Genomic DNA, 13927 nt, shown 5'->3' with positions numbered 1-13927 from the left:
GCCCGAGCGGGTTGATAAGGGCCGGATAACCTGTTTATGGTCCTGGCGATGTGCAAATCGCACCTCCTGGGTTCTCGCCGGCACGGCATGGCGGAACTCGCGGTCTGGGAGGGCCGCGGGGTTGCGGCATCGGACATCACGTCTTGGACGTGACCGTTCGGTTCCGGGTGGGGGTGATCCGCAAGGATCGCGCCGGTCCATCCGCCCCAGGGGAATTCCGAGAGGAATGTATGTCTCTCCGCAACGCTTTCGGTCGCACCAACACGCACCGCGGCATGGGTCGTACCCAGCGCCGCCTGCGCACCGCGACCATCGTCGGCGTCGTCGCCGCCACCCCGCTCGTCGGGCTCGCGACCGCGACCTCGGCCGGCGCTGCCACCACTTCCACGTGGGACAAGGTCGCCCAGTGCGAGAGCGGCGGCAACTGGTCCATCAACACCGGCAACGGCTACTACGGCGGTCTGCAGTTCACGCAGAGCACGTGGCGCGCCAACGGCGGTACCGGCAGCCCGCAGAACGCCTCGAAGGCCGAGCAGATCCGGGTCGCCGAGAACGTGCTCAAGTCCCAGGGCCCCGGTGCCTGGCCGGTGTGCTCGGTCAAGGCCGGTCTGACCCGCGGTGGCGGCAGCCCGTCCACGGACGCCGGCAGCACCACCTCGAAGAAGGCGTCGTCGACGCCCAAGAGCAGCACCCCCAAGAGCAGCACCCCCAAGAAGACCACCGTCGCGCCCAAGAGCGAGACGCCGAAGAAGACCGCTCCGGCGAGCAAGCCCGCCGCGGCTCCGGTCGCCGAGACCGCGTCGACCGCCGGCAACTACGTGGTCAAGGCCGGTGACACGCTCAGTGGCATCGCCGCGGCCAACAACGTGGGCGGCGGCTGGCAGGCGCTGTACGCGAAGAACCAGGGTGTGGTCGGCACCAACCCCGACCTGATCCTCCCGGGCCAGCAGTTGGTCCTGCGCTAGAACGCCCCGGGGCCGGTCCGGTCCCGAGTGTTCGGCGTGCGCCGTGTGGTGCCCGTGACGCGGTGCACGGCGTCGAGTGAGTGGTGCGTGGAACGAGCAGTGCGCGAAGGCGAGTCCTGCGCGATCGGTCGAGGGCGGCCGTATCTCCTGTGTGAACACCGGGAGATGCGGTCGCCTTCGGCCGTTTCATACACTTTGGTCGATGCGGTGCGCCTTCGGCCGCAGTGATGAACGGCAGTACCACGACGTGCCGTGGAGGGGACGGGGCGTCGCGAGGGCCCACGGGCCTCTCGACCGGCCCGGCCGGCACCGTCAGGTGCGGCCCGGGCCGAGCTGCCTCGCGGCCGCCTCGGCGGCGCACAGCGACTCCAGGCGGCGGGCGATCGAGGCCGCGCGCTCGATCAGCAGCCGGGCACGTTCGTGCTCGACCTCGCTCCACTCGCCGGGGTCCGCGCGATGTCCGCCCGGATGGTGACCGTTGTTGCCCATAACCGCTTGGTTCCCACCGGATGGGGGCGATCATTCACGATGTGATGGTCCATCACCCGTGATGCCGATCACGTCCGTCTTCCGAACGCCGCCCACATCTCTGCGGCAGGTGGTCGATTCGGGCCACACTGACGACCATGACGACTCTGATCGCCGGGGCCAATGTCCCGGTTCCCGCGGGCCCGCTGACCCTGGTGATCCGCCGCGCGGCAAACGCGCCGATCGCGGACGTCTCGGCGCTGCTGCTCGGATCGCACGGCAAGGTGCGCTCGGACGAGGACTTCGTGTTCTACAACCAGCCGGTCGCGGCCGGCGGCGCGGTGCGCCACATCGGCCCGGCGGCCGGCGGCGAGGCGGTCGTGGTGGACCCGACCGTGCTGCCCGCCGACGTGGATCGGGTGGTGCTGGCCGCGTCGGTGCACGAGGGCACGTTCGCCGGGGTGGGCGGCCTCGCGCTGGCGGTTCTGGACGCCTCGGGCACCGCCGTCGCGACGTTCGCCGTCGAGGCCGCCGGCAGTGAGACGGTGATGGTGCTCGGCGAGTTGTATCGGCGCCGGGGCGACTGGAAGTTGCGCGCGATCGGACAGGGCTACGACACCGGGCTGGCCGGTCTCGCGAGCGACTACGGCGTGGACGTCGGCGAGGACGACGAGGCGCCCGCCGAGGTCGAGGCCGCACGGCCGGCCGGGACGCTGCCGGTCGCGCCTGTGGGCGCGACGCCCGGGTGGGCGCCGCCGCCGTACAGCGACGAGCCGACGATGCGGCTGCCCGCGCCCTCGGAGGACCCGCAACTGGCCGGGCTGCCGCCGGAGGTGGGCGCGCGGATCTCGCTGCGCAAGGAGGCGGTGCGGATCACGCTGGAGAAGAAGGGCCTGCGCGAGGTGCGCGCCCGGGTGGCGATCGTGCTGGACCGCTCCGGGTCGATGCGGGAGCTGTACGGAAACGGCGCGGTGGGGCGGCTGGTCGAGCGGATGGCGCCGATCGCGGCCCGGCTCGACGACGACGGCGAGTTGGACGCGTGGATCTTCGCCGACGAGTTCGCGCCGCTGGACCCGGTCCGGATTCCCGAACTGCCGCGCTGGATCGCGGACAACGTGTACATCGACGGGCGCAACAACCGGCCGCAGTCGCCGCCGCTGCCGAACGGCGCGCAGCGGGTGCCCGACCACCTGTCCGGCGTGTACGGCGGAAACAACGAACCGGCGGTGATCGAGGACATCATCGCGCGCTACCGGCGTGAGCCGGGTGCGCCGGTGCTGGTGCTGTTCTACTCGGACGGCGGCGTCAACCGCAGCAAGCAGATCCAGCGCCTGTTGACCGATGCGGCCGGACTGCCGATCTTCTGGCAGTTCGTCGGTCTGGGTCGGTCGAACTACGGGATTCTGGAGCGCATCGACACGATGCCCGGCCGACTGGTGGACAACGCCGGCTTCTTCCAGGTGGACGACATCGACCGGATCTCCGACGTCGAGCTGTACGAGCGGATCCTGGCCGAGTTCCCGCAGTGGTTGACCGCCGCGCGGGCGGCGGGTGTCGTGCGCTGATCCGGCCCCGCGCGCTCCGCGCCCGCGACCGTGCGCCCGCGGTGATTGGGGGCTGACGCGACGTTACCGGGACGGTCACAATGGGACATTGCGCCGTGCTTTTGCCCCATGTCGTCGTGCAGCCTGGATGCGGGGAGGGATTTCATGCCGGTATCGGGCGAGTTCGCCGATTGGGCCACAGAACTGACGATGCGTCATATTCCGGTGGCGGTACGGCGGGCGACCGGTCGACGGATCCTGACCGCGATCGCGGGTGGGGTCGGCGCGGCGCGGATCGGGCTGGTGGACCCGGCCGTGCACGTGGCGGTCGGGATCGGCGGCCCACCCGAGGCCGAGCTGATCGGGCACGCCGCGGGCCGACTCGCGGCTCCCGCCGCCGCGCTCGCGAACGGCATGCTGATCGGCGCGACGCGGCTCGACCCCGAGGGCGCGGCGATGGCCGTGGTGCTGCCGGTCGCGCTGGCGGTCGGCCAGGAGGTCAAGGCGCGCGGCGACGAGGTGTTGGTCGCGGTGATCGCCGGGCACGAACTGGCCTGCCGGTTGGCCGCGCCGGACGGCTCACGCTCGGTCGGGGTGCTCGGCGGCGCGTTGGCGGCGGCCCGGCTGATGACGCTGGACCGGGCCCGGGTCCGGGACGCGATGGGCATCGCGGGAAGGTTCGTGGGCGAGCCGATCGGCACCGGTGGCACGGTCGGGCTCGCCGGCGGGATCGCGGCCGGCAACGCGATCATCGCCGCACGGCTGGCCGCCTCCGGTGCGAGCGGGCCGGCCCGCGGGCTCGACGAGTTGTGCCGCTCCTGGCGCCTGCGACGGGAGACGGTCCTGGCCGGACTCGGCGCCGAGTGGGCTTGCGAGGCACACCGCGAGACGGCGGTGAGCGACTACCGGTTCGACCTGGAGACCTGCGAACGCCTCGGCGGCAGCCGCCGCGACGCCCGGGCCCTGGTCGCCGAGGTCCGCGCCCTGGCCTTCGCCCCGTCCCTGGACTCGATCCTCGCCCTGACGGTCAGGGTCGCGGCGGGCACGTGAGCATCGCCGAAACCCGTCGCCGAAACCCATCGCCGAAACCATCGGCGCGCCGTCCGGCGCTCCGGGGCGAGCGGGCGGCCGGTCGGCCCAGGGGTGCGGCGGACAGGCCCCGGGCCCGTTCGCCGCTACCCGCTGTCGCCGTCCGCGGTGGGCCGGCCCAGGCCGCCGCGGAAGGCGGCGCGGTAGTCCCTGGGGGCGACGCCGACATGGCGGGTGAAGTGTTGGCGCAGGGTCAGCGGCGAGCCGAAGCCGCAGAGGCGGGCGATGGCGGAGATCGAGAGGTCGCCGATCTCCAGGAGGCGCTGCGCGGCCAGGACACGCTGGGTGGACAACCAGCGCAGCGGTGAGGTGCCGGTACTGCGGACGAAGTGGCGGGCGAAGCTGCGCTCGGACATGCCGGCGAGGGCGGCCAGTTCGGCGACGGTCCAGGGGTGGCGCAGGTCGTCGAGGACGTGGCCGCGCAGGCGGCCCAGGGTGTCGCCCCGGTCGGTGGGCGAGGCCGGCACCGGGTTGCTGATGAACTGGGCCTGTCCGCCGGACCGGAACGGCGCGGTCACCATCGTGCGGGCGATCTCGGTGGCCGCCGCCGCCCCATGGTCGAGCCGGACCAGGTGCAGGCACAGGTCGATGCCGGCCGCCGAGCCGGCCGAGGTCCAGACCGGACCGTCGCCGACGAACAGGACGTTGGCATCCACCGTGACCTGCGGGTAGCGGTCGGCCAGGTCGTCGGTGTCCAGCCAGTGGGCCGTCGCCCGTCGCCCGTCCAGCAGGCCCGCGGCCGCGAGTACGAAGGCGCCCGAGCACAACGACGCGATCGTGGCGCCCCGCCGGTGTGCGGACCGCAGGGCTTCGAGCACGTCGTCGGGGAACACGTCCCGCCGCGGCTCGGTCCGGTGTTCGTTGCCCGGAACGATCACGAGATCGCACGCTTCGAGGCCGTCCAGGTCGTGGTCGGGGACGCAGACGACGCCTGCTCCCAGTTCCACGCCGGTGCGCCGGGGGCCGCACACGCGCAGCTCGAACGGGGGAACACCCCGGTCGGTGCGGTCGACTCCCCAGATCTCGAAGGCCACCGCGTATTCGAACACCCGTACCGGGTCGAACAGCAGGATCCCCACGCGACGCATGGCGGCAACCTATCCCGGAGCGTGTCGGTGCCGGCACGGCCCGGTTCGTGGTCCGTCGGATCCCCGGACCGGGCCGTGGTCGGTACCAGGGCCCGGTCCGGCCCGTCCTCGTTTCGACCGTCCCCTGCCGTCGGGGTCCGCCCTGCTGCCGCCCGCGCCCATCGGCCCCGTGACCGATGGGATCGAGTGACCGGATCGGCCCCTCTCCCATCCCGGGAAGAACCTCGGGGCCGGGATGTGAGAGGGGGGTCCGGCTCGTCTTCGATCCTGGTCGCCGGCGTCGGGCCGCGGTGAGTGGCGGGAACGCCAACCATGAATGGATTCCTGCCAGAACCCGTGTCGGGGGTGTGCGCAGCTCTGTCGAGGATGTGCATAAGTTATCCACAGGCTGTGGAAACTTCTGGGGGATGGCAGGGATTCCTGTGGACAAGGCGTGTCCCATGGTGGGCCGCACCAACCGCACCACCTCGGTGCCACGCCGTCAGACCCCCTTGCGCGCGGGCACCTCTTCCGGGTCCGGGCGGCGCATGTCGGCGAACCCGTCACCTGTGGAATAACTGTCCTCGCACACCACGAGCGCGTCAGCGTCGAAGCCCCACATGATCGCCATCTGCGTCTCGTACAGGTAGAACGCGTCGACGTCCGGTACCGACCGGCCCATCCGGGTCAGGATCCGGCCCGGATAGGCGATCCGCAGCAATCCCTCGGTCACCACCGTGTCCTGATCCACCGTCAGCCGGTCGATGTGGTGCGCGAGTCGGCCGCAGTCGTTGTCGACCACGGCACGATAGAACTCGCGGACCTCGGCATGACTCTTGGGGGCACGATCGACCGGGGACGCCCCCCACTGGTGGTAGACCGTCCGCGGCGACACGGTGGCCATCAGCGCGTCCTGATCGCCCTCGTGCTCGGCGCGCATGTGCGCGACCAGCGTGGTCAGGATCGCGTGTCGGCGCGGATCGCTCTCGGCGGCCAGGCGTTTCTCGGCGAGTTCCCACGTGCGGCGCGCGTCGATGAGCCCGGTCATGTGTCCACCCTCCGCCGGCCGTTGCGTCGCTCCGACACCTTGCACCGAAGTAGTTGACTGTGCAATACAAATCTCCACACGTGTCGCACCGGCGAGCCCGCCCGCGCGGCACACCGGCGGTTTCGCCCGGCGCGGCGCACCGCGTTCCAGACGACGAGGTGGCAACGGATGAGCGAAGCAGGCGCAGTACGGGACGCGAACGCGATGTTCGACCTGAGCGGTCGGGTGGCGATCGTGACCGGCGGCAGTCGGGGAATCGGCCGGGCGATCGCGCACGCCTACGCGGCGGCGGGCGCCTCGGTGGTGATCGCGAGCCGCAAGGCGGACGCATGCGACGCGGTGGCGAAGGAGATCACCGCAGCCGGCGGCCGGGCGCTCGCGGTGCCCACCCACTGCGGCGAACTCGACCGACTCGCCGCCCTGGTGGAGGCGACCGTCGCCCACTTCGGCGGCATCGACATCGTGGTCAACAACGCGGCGAACGAACTGGCCCAACCCGTGGGCGAGATCACCCCACAGGCGTGGGACAAGTCGTTCGCGGTGAACCTGCGCGGACCGGTCTTTTTGGTTCAGTACGCGCTGCCGCACCTGATCGCCTCCGGGCGCGCGTCGGTGCTGAACGTGGTCAGCGCGGCGGTGTTCACCCGCGCCGAGGGCAAGGGGCTGTACGCCGCGGGCAAGGCCGGCCTGGTCGCCTTCACCCGCACGATGGCGGGCGAACTCGCCGAGCACGGCATCCGGGTCAACGCGATGGCACCGGGCGCGGTGGAGACCGACATGGTCCGCAAGACCGGCCCCGAGGCGATGGCCCGGATGAGGGGCGCCGCGCCGCTGAACCGGATCGCCGCGCCGGAGGAGATGACCGGCCTGGCACTGTTGCTCGCGTCCGACGCGGGCAGCTTCATGACCGGACAGATCGTCAGCATCGACGGTGGGCTGACCGTGCACTGAGCCGAGTACCGAACCGAGTACCGAGCCGATCGGCGCTCAGCCCCGCGGGGTGGCGCCGATCACCGGGACCAGCGAGTCCGGGAGCGGATAGACCCGTTCGACCGGGACCGCCTCGGCCGCGGCGGTCGGGTCACCGGCGCGGACCAGGTCGTGCACGCGATGCGCGAGCGCGGTCACGTCGGTGATCCGGCGCGTCCACTCTTCGGCGTAGGCGCGCGTCGCCCACCCGGCCAGCCCCAACTGCAACGAGCGGTGCGCCAACGGCCGCAGGAACAGATCGCGTTCGGGGTCCCACTGGATTCGCACCGTGGTCGCGTGCAGCCGCCGACCCCAGGTGTCCCGGTCGGGATACGTCGGGTGCTCGTAGTGGCTCAGGCAGGCCCCGGCGAGCGCCGCCTCGAAGCCCTCGCGGCTGATCTCCAGGGCCAGCACGCGCTCCTGTCGCGGCTTGGTCGCCCAGCCGCAGCGGTACATCATCCAGGTGAAGCTGGGCTTGACCCAGGTCATCCGCTCCCGGCTCCAGGTGGCCGGAAATCGTTGGTCGCGGATGGCCGCGTCGGCGATCTGCGGCTTGTACGCCTGGTACACCGTCACGGTGTCGTCGGTGTACGCGGCGCGGATCTGTCGGTTCGGTATTTCCATGCCCGCAGTGTGTCGGCGGCCGTCCGCCCGGACCACCCGTTTTCGGCGATCCGCGCGAGGTGTCGGAGAACGGACGAATCGGGCATGACCCGGCTCCGCAAAAATGCTTGATATTGACAAGCGATCCCGAGTCGGAGAGATTCGATGTTGCCGGGTGACACGCGTTCCCGGTCCGTATCGATGTGCAGCGCGGGGCAGACCCGACCGCGACCCTTCCGTGCCCGGCGGGCGTCGACCCGCGTCGCGACCCACGCGATCCACGCACGTGAAGGAGCAGCGACGTGCATCTCGCCCCGACCCCAGCGCAGGACGCTCTACGGGCAGAGCTGCGGGACTATTTCACCCGCCTGATCACCCCCGACGTCCGGGCGGAACTCGACCGCGAGGGCGAGGCCGGCGGCCCCACCACCCGACGGGTGCGCCGACAACTGGGCTCCGACGGCTGGCTCGGCATCGGTTGGCCGACCGAATACGGCGGCCAGGGCAAGGGCCCGGAGATGCAGTTCATCTTCTTCGACGAGGCGTACCGCGCCGGCGCGCCGGTCTCCATGGTCACCCTGAACACCGTCGGCCCGACCCTGATGAAATTCGGCACCGAGGCGCAGAAGAGCTACTACCTGCCGAGGATCCTCGCGGGCGAGATCATCTTCGCGATCGGCTACAGCGAGCCCTCGGCCGGCACCGACCTGGCGTCGCTGCGCACCCGCGCGGTGCGCGAGGGCGACGAGTGGGTGATCAACGGGCAGAAGATCTTCACCTCGACCGCCCAGGGCGCCGACTGGATCTGGCTCGCCTGCCGCACCGACGTGGACGCGCCCAAGCACAAGGGCATCACGATGATCCTGGTGCCGACCACCGATCCGGGTTTTTCCTGGACCCCGATCGTCACCGTCGGCGGGATGACCACGACGGCCACGTACTACGACAACATCCGGGTGCCCTACGACAACCTGGTGTTCGAGGAGAACTCGGGCTGGAAACTGCTCACCAACCAGCTCAACCACGAGCGGGTCGCGCTGGCGGCGCTGGGCATGCAGGCCGAGGACTTCTTCGCCGAGGTCCTGGAATGGGCCCGCGAGACCGAGATCGAGCCGGGCGTCAAGGTGGTCGACCAGCCGTGGGTCCAGCTGAAGTTCGCCGAGACCTACGCGCGCCTGTCCGCCGTGCGGATGTTCAGCTGGCGGCTCGTGCACGACGTGGGCAACAACACGCTCAACGCGGGTGACGCGTCGGGCGTGAAGTTCTTCGGCACCGAGGGTGCCATCGAGGTGTATCGCAACCTGATGGAGATCGTCGGCCCGGACGCGACGCTGCGACCCAGGTCGCCGGGCGCGTTCAGCGACGGCCTCCTGGAGGCGATGAACCGCCGCGCGCAGATCAACACCTTCGGCGGCGGCGTCAGCGAGGTCCAGCGGGAGATCGTCGCCATGGTTCGCCTTGGCATGACCCGAGTGAAGCGGTGAAGGACGACATGACCGACCCCATCAGCCAGGACAAGGCCGCCTTCCTCGCGGTCGTCAAGAAGTACGAGGGCATGCACGACGTCTCGGGCGTGCTCGCGCTCGATCCGGTCAACGGGCCGATGATCCGGCACTGGGCCGAGGCCATGGGCGACACCAACCCGGTGTACACCGACCCCGAGGCCGCCGCCCGGACCCACTTCGGCGAGGTCGTCGCGCCCGCGGCCATGCTCCAGGTGTGGATCATGCGCGGCATGCAGGGTGGCGCCCCGGCGAACTCGGCGACCGGCGAGTTGTACAAGCACTTCACCGACAACGGGTTCGGCTCGGTGGTGGCCACCAACTGCGAGCAGGAGTACGTGCGCCCGCTGCGGCTGGGCGAGCTGGTGCAGTACGACCAGCTGATCGAGACCGTGTCCGAGGAGAAGACCACCGGCCTGGGCACCGGCCACTTCATCACCACGCTGACCAACATCTACGTCGACGGCGAGAGCGGTCGCGAACTGGTCGGCACGCACCGCTTCCGGATCCTGCGCTACACCCCGCACAAGAAGAAGGCCAAGGCCGCGCCGCCCGCCGAGCGGCCGCTGCGCCCGCGCAAGGTGGTCAACAAGGACAACCAGGCATTCTGGGACGGCGTGGCCGCCGGGAAGCTGCTGTTCCAGAAGTGTCTGGACTGCGCGACGCCGCGCTTCCCGTTCGCGCCCGGCTGCAACAAGTGCGCGTCGCTCGAATGGGACCCCGTCGAGTCGACCGGCAAGGGCGTCGTGTACTCGCACGTCACCATGCACTACCCGAAGTTCCCGGCGTTCGACATGCCGTACGCGGTCGGCCTGATCGAGCTGGAGGAGGGTGTGCGGATGCTCGGCAACGTGCTCGGCGTCGCGCACGACCGGGTCCGTATCGGGATGCCGGTCGAGCTGGAATTCGTCACCCACGACGCCGAGCTGACCGTGCCCGCGTTCCGAGCGGTTGGGGAGAACTGATGGACTTCAACCTCACCGAGGACCAGCGGGAGCTGTCCTCGCTGGCCGAGCGGATCTTCGCCGACCAGTCCACCGACGAGCGGCTGAAGAAGCTCGCGCAGTCCGGCGCGGACCTGGACGCCGAGCTGTGGGGCAAGGTCGCCGAGGCCGGTCTGGTCGGCGCGTTGATCGAGGAGCGGCACGGCGGCGGTGAGCTGGGCCTGGTGGGCCTGGCGCTGCTGCTGGAGCAGCAGGGTCGATTCACCGCGCAGATCCCGCTGCTCGACACGGTCGTGTACGGGTTGCTGCCGCTGCTGCGCTTCGGGTCGAACGAGCTGATCGAGGCCGACCTGCCCGCGCTCCTGGACGGTTCGCGGATCGTGGCCGGTGCGCTCGCCGAGGTCGGTGCGGGGCTGCCCGCCGTACCGAAGGTGACCGCCCGCCGGGACGGTGCCGGCCATCGCCTGGACGGCGACAAGCGCGCGGTGGCCTGGCTCACCGTCGCCCACCGCGTCCTGGTCACCGCCTCGCTCGACGGCGCGCTCGCGGTGTTCACCGTGGACGCGGACGCCGCGGGCGTGGAGATCGAGGCCGCGCCGACCACCGCGCCGTGGGCCTCGGGCAACCTGCGGCTGACGAACGCACCGGGCCGACTGGTCGGCACCGCCGAGGCCGGCCCCGAGGTCGCCGCCTGGATCGTCGACCGCGCGCGCGTCGCACTGGCCGCGCAGCAGGTCGGCGTCTGCGAGCGCGGCCTGGCCCGCACGGTCGAACACGTGAACGCCCGCGAGCAGTTCGGCAAGCCGCTGTCCACCAAGCAGGGCGTGATGCTGCGCGCCGCAGAGGCGTACATGGACACCGAGGCCATCCGGGTCACCACGCTGGAGGCCGCGTGGCGCCTGGACCAAGGCGAGGCGGCCACCGAACAGGCCCTGGTCGCACGCTGGTTCGCCTCCGAGGCGGGCAAGCGGGTGGTGCACGCGTGCCAGCACCTGCACGGCGGCACCGGCTCCGACATCGACCACCCGATCCACCGCCACTTCCTGTGGGGCCGTCAGATCGACGTGACCCTGGGCAGCGGCATCCAACAGCTCGCCGCGCTCGGCAAGCTGCTCGCCCACGCGCCCGCCCAGGGAGGCAGCCGATGACCACCGAGAACCTCGTGAGCCGAACCCACGCGGAGGTGTCCGTCGGTGACGAACTGCCGCCGCTGGCCATCCCGCTGACCCGCACGCTGATCGTGGCGACCGCGCTGGCGACCCGCGACTTCCAGGACGTGCACCACGATCCGCGACTCGCCGCGGACAAGGGCTCGCCGGACATTTTCATGAACATCCTGACCAGCAACGGCCTGGTCGGCCGCTACATCACCGACTGGGCGGGCCCCGAGACCGAGCTGCGCAAGGTCGCGATCCGGCTCGGCGCCCCGAACTACCCGGGCGACACCATGACCCTCACCGGCACGGTGACCGCCAAGACCACCGCCGAGGACGGCACCCCACTCGTGGAGATCGCCGTCGTCGGAGCCAACAAGCTCGGCAACCACGTCACCGGCACGGTCACGGTGAAGCTGCCGGAAGGAGCCGAAGCGTGAGCCTCAAGCACGCCGACAACCTGCGCGGCAAGGCCGCCATCGCCGGGATCGGCGCGACCGAGTTCTCCAAGGAGTCCGGTCGCAGCGAACTGCGCCTGGCCGTCGAGGCGGTGGGCGCGGCTCTGGACGACGCCGGGATCGCGCCGTCCGAGGTGGACGGCCTGGTCAGCTTCACGATGGACACCAACCCCGAGATCGCGGTCGCCGCCGCGGCCGGGATCGGCGACCTGACCTTCTTCAGCCGGATCCACTACGGCGGCGGCGCGGCCTGCGCCACCGTCGCGCAGGCCGCGATGGCCGTCGCGACCGGGGTCGCCGACGTGGTGGTCTGCTACCGCGCGTTCAACGAGCGCTCCGGCCGCCGGTTCGGCTCCGGCGTGCTCCAGCGCGACCCCACCGTCGAGGGCGTGGGCCTGGGCTGGAACATGCCGCACGGGCTGCTGACGCCGGCCTCGTGGGTGGCCATGTTCGCGCAGCGCTACCTGCACGTGTACGGCGCGACCACCGAGGCGTTCGGCCATGTCGCGGTCGCCGACCGCAAGCACGCGGCGAACAACCCCAAGGCGTACTTCCACGGCAAGCCGATCACGCTGGAGGACCACCAGAACTCGCGCTGGATCGTCGAGCCGATGCGACTGCTCGACTGCTGCCAGGAGACCGACGGCGCCCAGGCGATCGTGGTGGTCAGTGCCGAACGGGCCAAGGACCTCAAGCAAAAGCCCGCGATCATCAACGCGGCCGCCCAGGGCGCGGGTCGCCTCCAGGACCAGATGACCAGCTTCTACCGGGACGAGATGACCGGGCTGGCCGAGATGGGTGTGGTCGCCAAGCAGCTGTGGCAGACGTCGGGGCTGACCCCCGACGACATCCAGACCGCGGTGCTCTACGACCACTTCACCCCGTTCGTGCTGATGCAGTTGGAGGAGTTCGGCTTCTGCGGGCGCGGCGAGGCGCCGGCGTTCGTCGCGAACGGCGGCCTGGAGTTGGGCGGCAAGCTGCCCACGAACACGCACGGCGGCCAGTTGGGCGAGGCGTACCTGCACGGGATGAACGGCATCGCCGAGGGCGTGCGGCAGATCCGCGGCAGCTCGGTCAACCAGGTCGAGAACGTGCACAACGTGCTGGTGACGGCCGGCACCGGGGTGCCGACGTCGGGGCTGGTGCTGGGCGTCGAATAGGCCGAGCCGAGCACAGGGGCCTCGCCCCCGGTGCGCTCGTTGGGCCACCCGGGTGACGCATCGGCGCGTCGCCCGGGCGGTCCGCCCGCTCGGCCGGACGTGGTGCGCAGCGTGGTGGGACACCCGTCCCCACCACGCCAGGAGATCTCGTGCGTCCGCTGACCACTCGTCGGATCGCCTCGACCGTGTTGCTCACCGCCGTGCTCGGCCTGCTGCCGGCCGGGCTCGCCGAAGGTGCCGGTGCGCGGGTGGAACGATCCCGGAGCGTGCGCGCGTTGGGCTTCGACGCGTGCGAGGCACCCACCGTGGAGACCATGCAAGCCTGGCGGGACTCGCCGTACGAGGTGGTCGGGATCTACGTCGCGGGCGACAACCGGGCCTGTAAGAGCACCCGGCTGACCTCCGACTGGGTCAGGGCCGTACACCGTCAGGGCTGGGACTTCCTGCCCATCCAGGTCGGCCTTCAGGCGCCCTGTTCACAGTCCGGCAAGCCGGGTCGGATCGACCCGGCGCGCGCGGCACAGCAGGGGATCGCCGAGGCGGACGACGCGGTGGACCGCGGCGCCGCGCTCGGGTTCAAGCCGGGCAGCGCCCTCTGGTACGACATGGAGGCGTACGACAACGACGACGCCGATTGCCGAACCGCGGTGCTGGACTTCGTGTCCGCGTGGTCCGACCGGGTCCGCGAACGCGGCTACGTGGCGGGCTACTACAGCAGCCTCAGCTCCGGCATCGCCGACCTGATCGGGGCGGTCGACCAGCGCTCGGTCCCGGACGCGGTCTGGTACGCCCGCTGGGACGGTCACGCCGCCACCACCGGAGACGGAGCGCTGCCCGACGGGTACTGGCCCGGCCGACGGGTGCACCAGTACACCGGCGACGTCTCGGAGACCCACGGCGGCAAGCGGATCGCCATCGACCGCAACGCGGTCGACGGGCCGGTCGGGGTGCTGTGA

Annotated in this window: 14 protein-coding genes; 10 read left to right on the top strand and 4 right to left on the bottom strand. The window is 71.1% G+C overall.

Features of this window, described 5'->3' with window-relative positions:
* Positions 1–230: 230 nt before the first annotated feature.
* Positions 231–965 (top strand): transglycosylase family protein, encoded by a 735-nt coding sequence (locus A3IC_RS72830; protein WP_169400970.1) that lies wholly within the window; start codon positions 231–233, stop codon positions 963–965.
* A gap of 312 nt (positions 966–1277) precedes the next feature.
* Here the strand turns inward: A3IC_RS72830 and A3IC_RS69490 are convergent, their stop codons facing one another.
* On the bottom strand, positions 1278–1454 hold the full coding sequence (locus A3IC_RS69490; protein WP_020557041.1) for a hypothetical protein: 177 nt from the start codon (positions 1452–1454) through the stop codon (positions 1278–1280).
* A 137-nt stretch (positions 1455–1591) separates the two neighbouring features.
* Between A3IC_RS69490 and A3IC_RS0147220 the strand changes: the two genes are divergently transcribed.
* Complete coding sequence (locus A3IC_RS0147220) at positions 1592–2998, top strand: VWA domain-containing protein (RefSeq protein ID WP_020557040.1); 1407 nt, start codon at positions 1592–1594, stop codon at positions 2996–2998.
* Between the two features lie 144 nt (positions 2999–3142).
* Positions 3143–4027: an MmgE/PrpD family protein gene (locus tag A3IC_RS60760; protein ID WP_020557039.1), complete on the top strand. Its 885-nt coding sequence runs from the start codon at positions 3143–3145 to the stop codon at positions 4025–4027.
* Between the two features lie 125 nt (positions 4028–4152).
* On the opposite strand, the gene A3IC_RS60755 is transcribed toward A3IC_RS60760, so the two are convergent.
* Both A3IC_RS60755 and A3IC_RS0147205 read right to left on the bottom strand, forming a co-directional pair.
* Positions 4153–5154 carry a GlxA family transcriptional regulator gene (locus tag A3IC_RS60755; RefSeq protein ID WP_040878617.1) on the bottom strand — a complete coding sequence of 334 codons (1002 nt, stop codon included), beginning with the start codon at positions 5152–5154 and terminating at the stop codon, positions 4153–4155.
* A 481-nt stretch (positions 5155–5635) separates the two neighbouring features.
* The gene (locus tag A3IC_RS0147205) at positions 5636–6181 is read right to left on the bottom strand and encodes a nuclear transport factor 2 family protein (RefSeq protein WP_020557037.1); all 546 of its coding nucleotides are present in this window, start codon (positions 6179–6181) and stop codon (positions 5636–5638) included.
* A 168-nt stretch (positions 6182–6349) separates the two neighbouring features.
* Between A3IC_RS0147205 and A3IC_RS0147200 the strand changes: the two genes are divergently transcribed.
* Positions 6350–7132 (top strand): SDR family NAD(P)-dependent oxidoreductase, encoded by a 783-nt coding sequence (locus A3IC_RS0147200; RefSeq protein WP_020557036.1) that lies wholly within the window; start codon positions 6350–6352, stop codon positions 7130–7132.
* A 36-nt stretch (positions 7133–7168) separates the two neighbouring features.
* Here A3IC_RS0147200 and A3IC_RS0147195 read toward each other — a convergent pair whose 3' ends face one another.
* Positions 7169–7774, bottom strand: a complete 606-nt coding sequence (locus tag A3IC_RS0147195) for a DUF4291 domain-containing protein (RefSeq protein WP_020557035.1) — start codon at positions 7772–7774, stop codon at positions 7169–7171.
* Between the two features lie 281 nt (positions 7775–8055).
* On the opposite strand from A3IC_RS0147195, the gene A3IC_RS0147190 reads away from it, so the two are divergent.
* The 6 genes from A3IC_RS0147190 to A3IC_RS0147165 all read left to right on the top strand — a co-directional run bounded on the left by A3IC_RS0147190 (position 8056) and on the right by A3IC_RS0147165 (position 13927).
* On the top strand, positions 8056–9237 hold the full coding sequence (locus tag A3IC_RS0147190) for an acyl-CoA dehydrogenase family protein (protein WP_020557034.1): 1182 nt from the start codon (positions 8056–8058) through the stop codon (positions 9235–9237).
* Positions 9238–9245: 8 nt separating this feature from the next.
* Positions 9246–10220 carry a bifunctional MaoC family dehydratase N-terminal/OB-fold nucleic acid binding domain-containing protein gene (locus A3IC_RS0147185; protein WP_040878653.1) on the top strand — a complete coding sequence of 325 codons (975 nt, stop codon included), beginning with the start codon at positions 9246–9248 and terminating at the stop codon, positions 10218–10220.
* Positions 10220–11347, top strand: coding sequence for an acyl-CoA dehydrogenase family protein (locus A3IC_RS0147180; protein WP_020557032.1), 1128 nt, complete (start codon positions 10220–10222; stop codon positions 11345–11347). The genes A3IC_RS0147185 and A3IC_RS0147180 overlap by 1 nt, the downstream gene beginning before the upstream one ends.
* Entirely contained in the window at positions 11344–11793 is a 450-nt protein-coding gene (locus A3IC_RS0147175; protein WP_020557031.1) for a MaoC family dehydratase, read from the top strand. The genes A3IC_RS0147180 and A3IC_RS0147175 overlap by 4 nt, the downstream gene beginning before the upstream one ends.
* On the top strand, positions 11790–12971 hold the full coding sequence (locus tag A3IC_RS0147170; protein WP_020557030.1) for a lipid-transfer protein: 1182 nt from the start codon (positions 11790–11792) through the stop codon (positions 12969–12971). The genes A3IC_RS0147175 and A3IC_RS0147170 overlap by 4 nt, the downstream gene beginning before the upstream one ends.
* A gap of 149 nt (positions 12972–13120) precedes the next feature.
* Positions 13121–13927, top strand: coding sequence for a glycoside hydrolase domain-containing protein (locus tag A3IC_RS0147165; RefSeq protein ID WP_020557029.1), 807 nt, complete (start codon positions 13121–13123; stop codon positions 13925–13927).

This window comes from Embleya scabrispora DSM 41855, from assembly GCF_000372745.1.
Classification (GTDB): domain Bacteria; phylum Actinomycetota; class Actinomycetes; order Streptomycetales; family Streptomycetaceae; genus Embleya; species Embleya scabrispora.
Note: the sequence above shows the minus strand (reverse complement) of the source record. Positions and strands in the feature narration are given on the sequence as shown.

Bases quoted from the DNA above. Each gene is read 5' to 3' on its own strand.
- A3IC_RS72830 (WP_169400970.1), top strand. From the start codon at position 231: ATGTCTCTCCGCAACGCTTTCGGTCGCACCAACACGCACCGCGGCATG.
- A3IC_RS69490 (WP_020557041.1), bottom strand. From the start codon at position 1,454: ATGGGCAACAACGGTCACCATCCGGGCGGACATCGCGCGGACCCCGGC.
- A3IC_RS0147220 (WP_020557040.1), top strand. From the start codon at position 1,592: ATGACGACTCTGATCGCCGGGGCCAATGTCCCGGTTCCCGCGGGCCCG.
- A3IC_RS60760 (WP_020557039.1), top strand. From the start codon at position 3,143: ATGCCGGTATCGGGCGAGTTCGCCGATTGGGCCACAGAACTGACGATG.
- A3IC_RS60755 (WP_040878617.1), bottom strand. From the start codon at position 5,154: ATGCGTCGCGTGGGGATCCTGCTGTTCGACCCGGTACGGGTGTTCGAA.
- A3IC_RS0147205 (WP_020557037.1), bottom strand. From the start codon at position 6,181: ATGACCGGGCTCATCGACGCGCGCCGCACGTGGGAACTCGCCGAGAAA.
- A3IC_RS0147200 (WP_020557036.1), top strand. From the start codon at position 6,350: ATGAGCGAAGCAGGCGCAGTACGGGACGCGAACGCGATGTTCGACCTG.
- A3IC_RS0147195 (WP_020557035.1), bottom strand. From the start codon at position 7,774: ATGGAAATACCGAACCGACAGATCCGCGCCGCGTACACCGACGACACC.
- A3IC_RS0147185 (WP_040878653.1), top strand. From the start codon at position 9,246: ATGACCGACCCCATCAGCCAGGACAAGGCCGCCTTCCTCGCGGTCGTC.
- A3IC_RS0147180 (WP_020557032.1), top strand. From the start codon at position 10,220: ATGGACTTCAACCTCACCGAGGACCAGCGGGAGCTGTCCTCGCTGGCC.
- A3IC_RS0147175 (WP_020557031.1), top strand. From the start codon at position 11,344: ATGACCACCGAGAACCTCGTGAGCCGAACCCACGCGGAGGTGTCCGTC.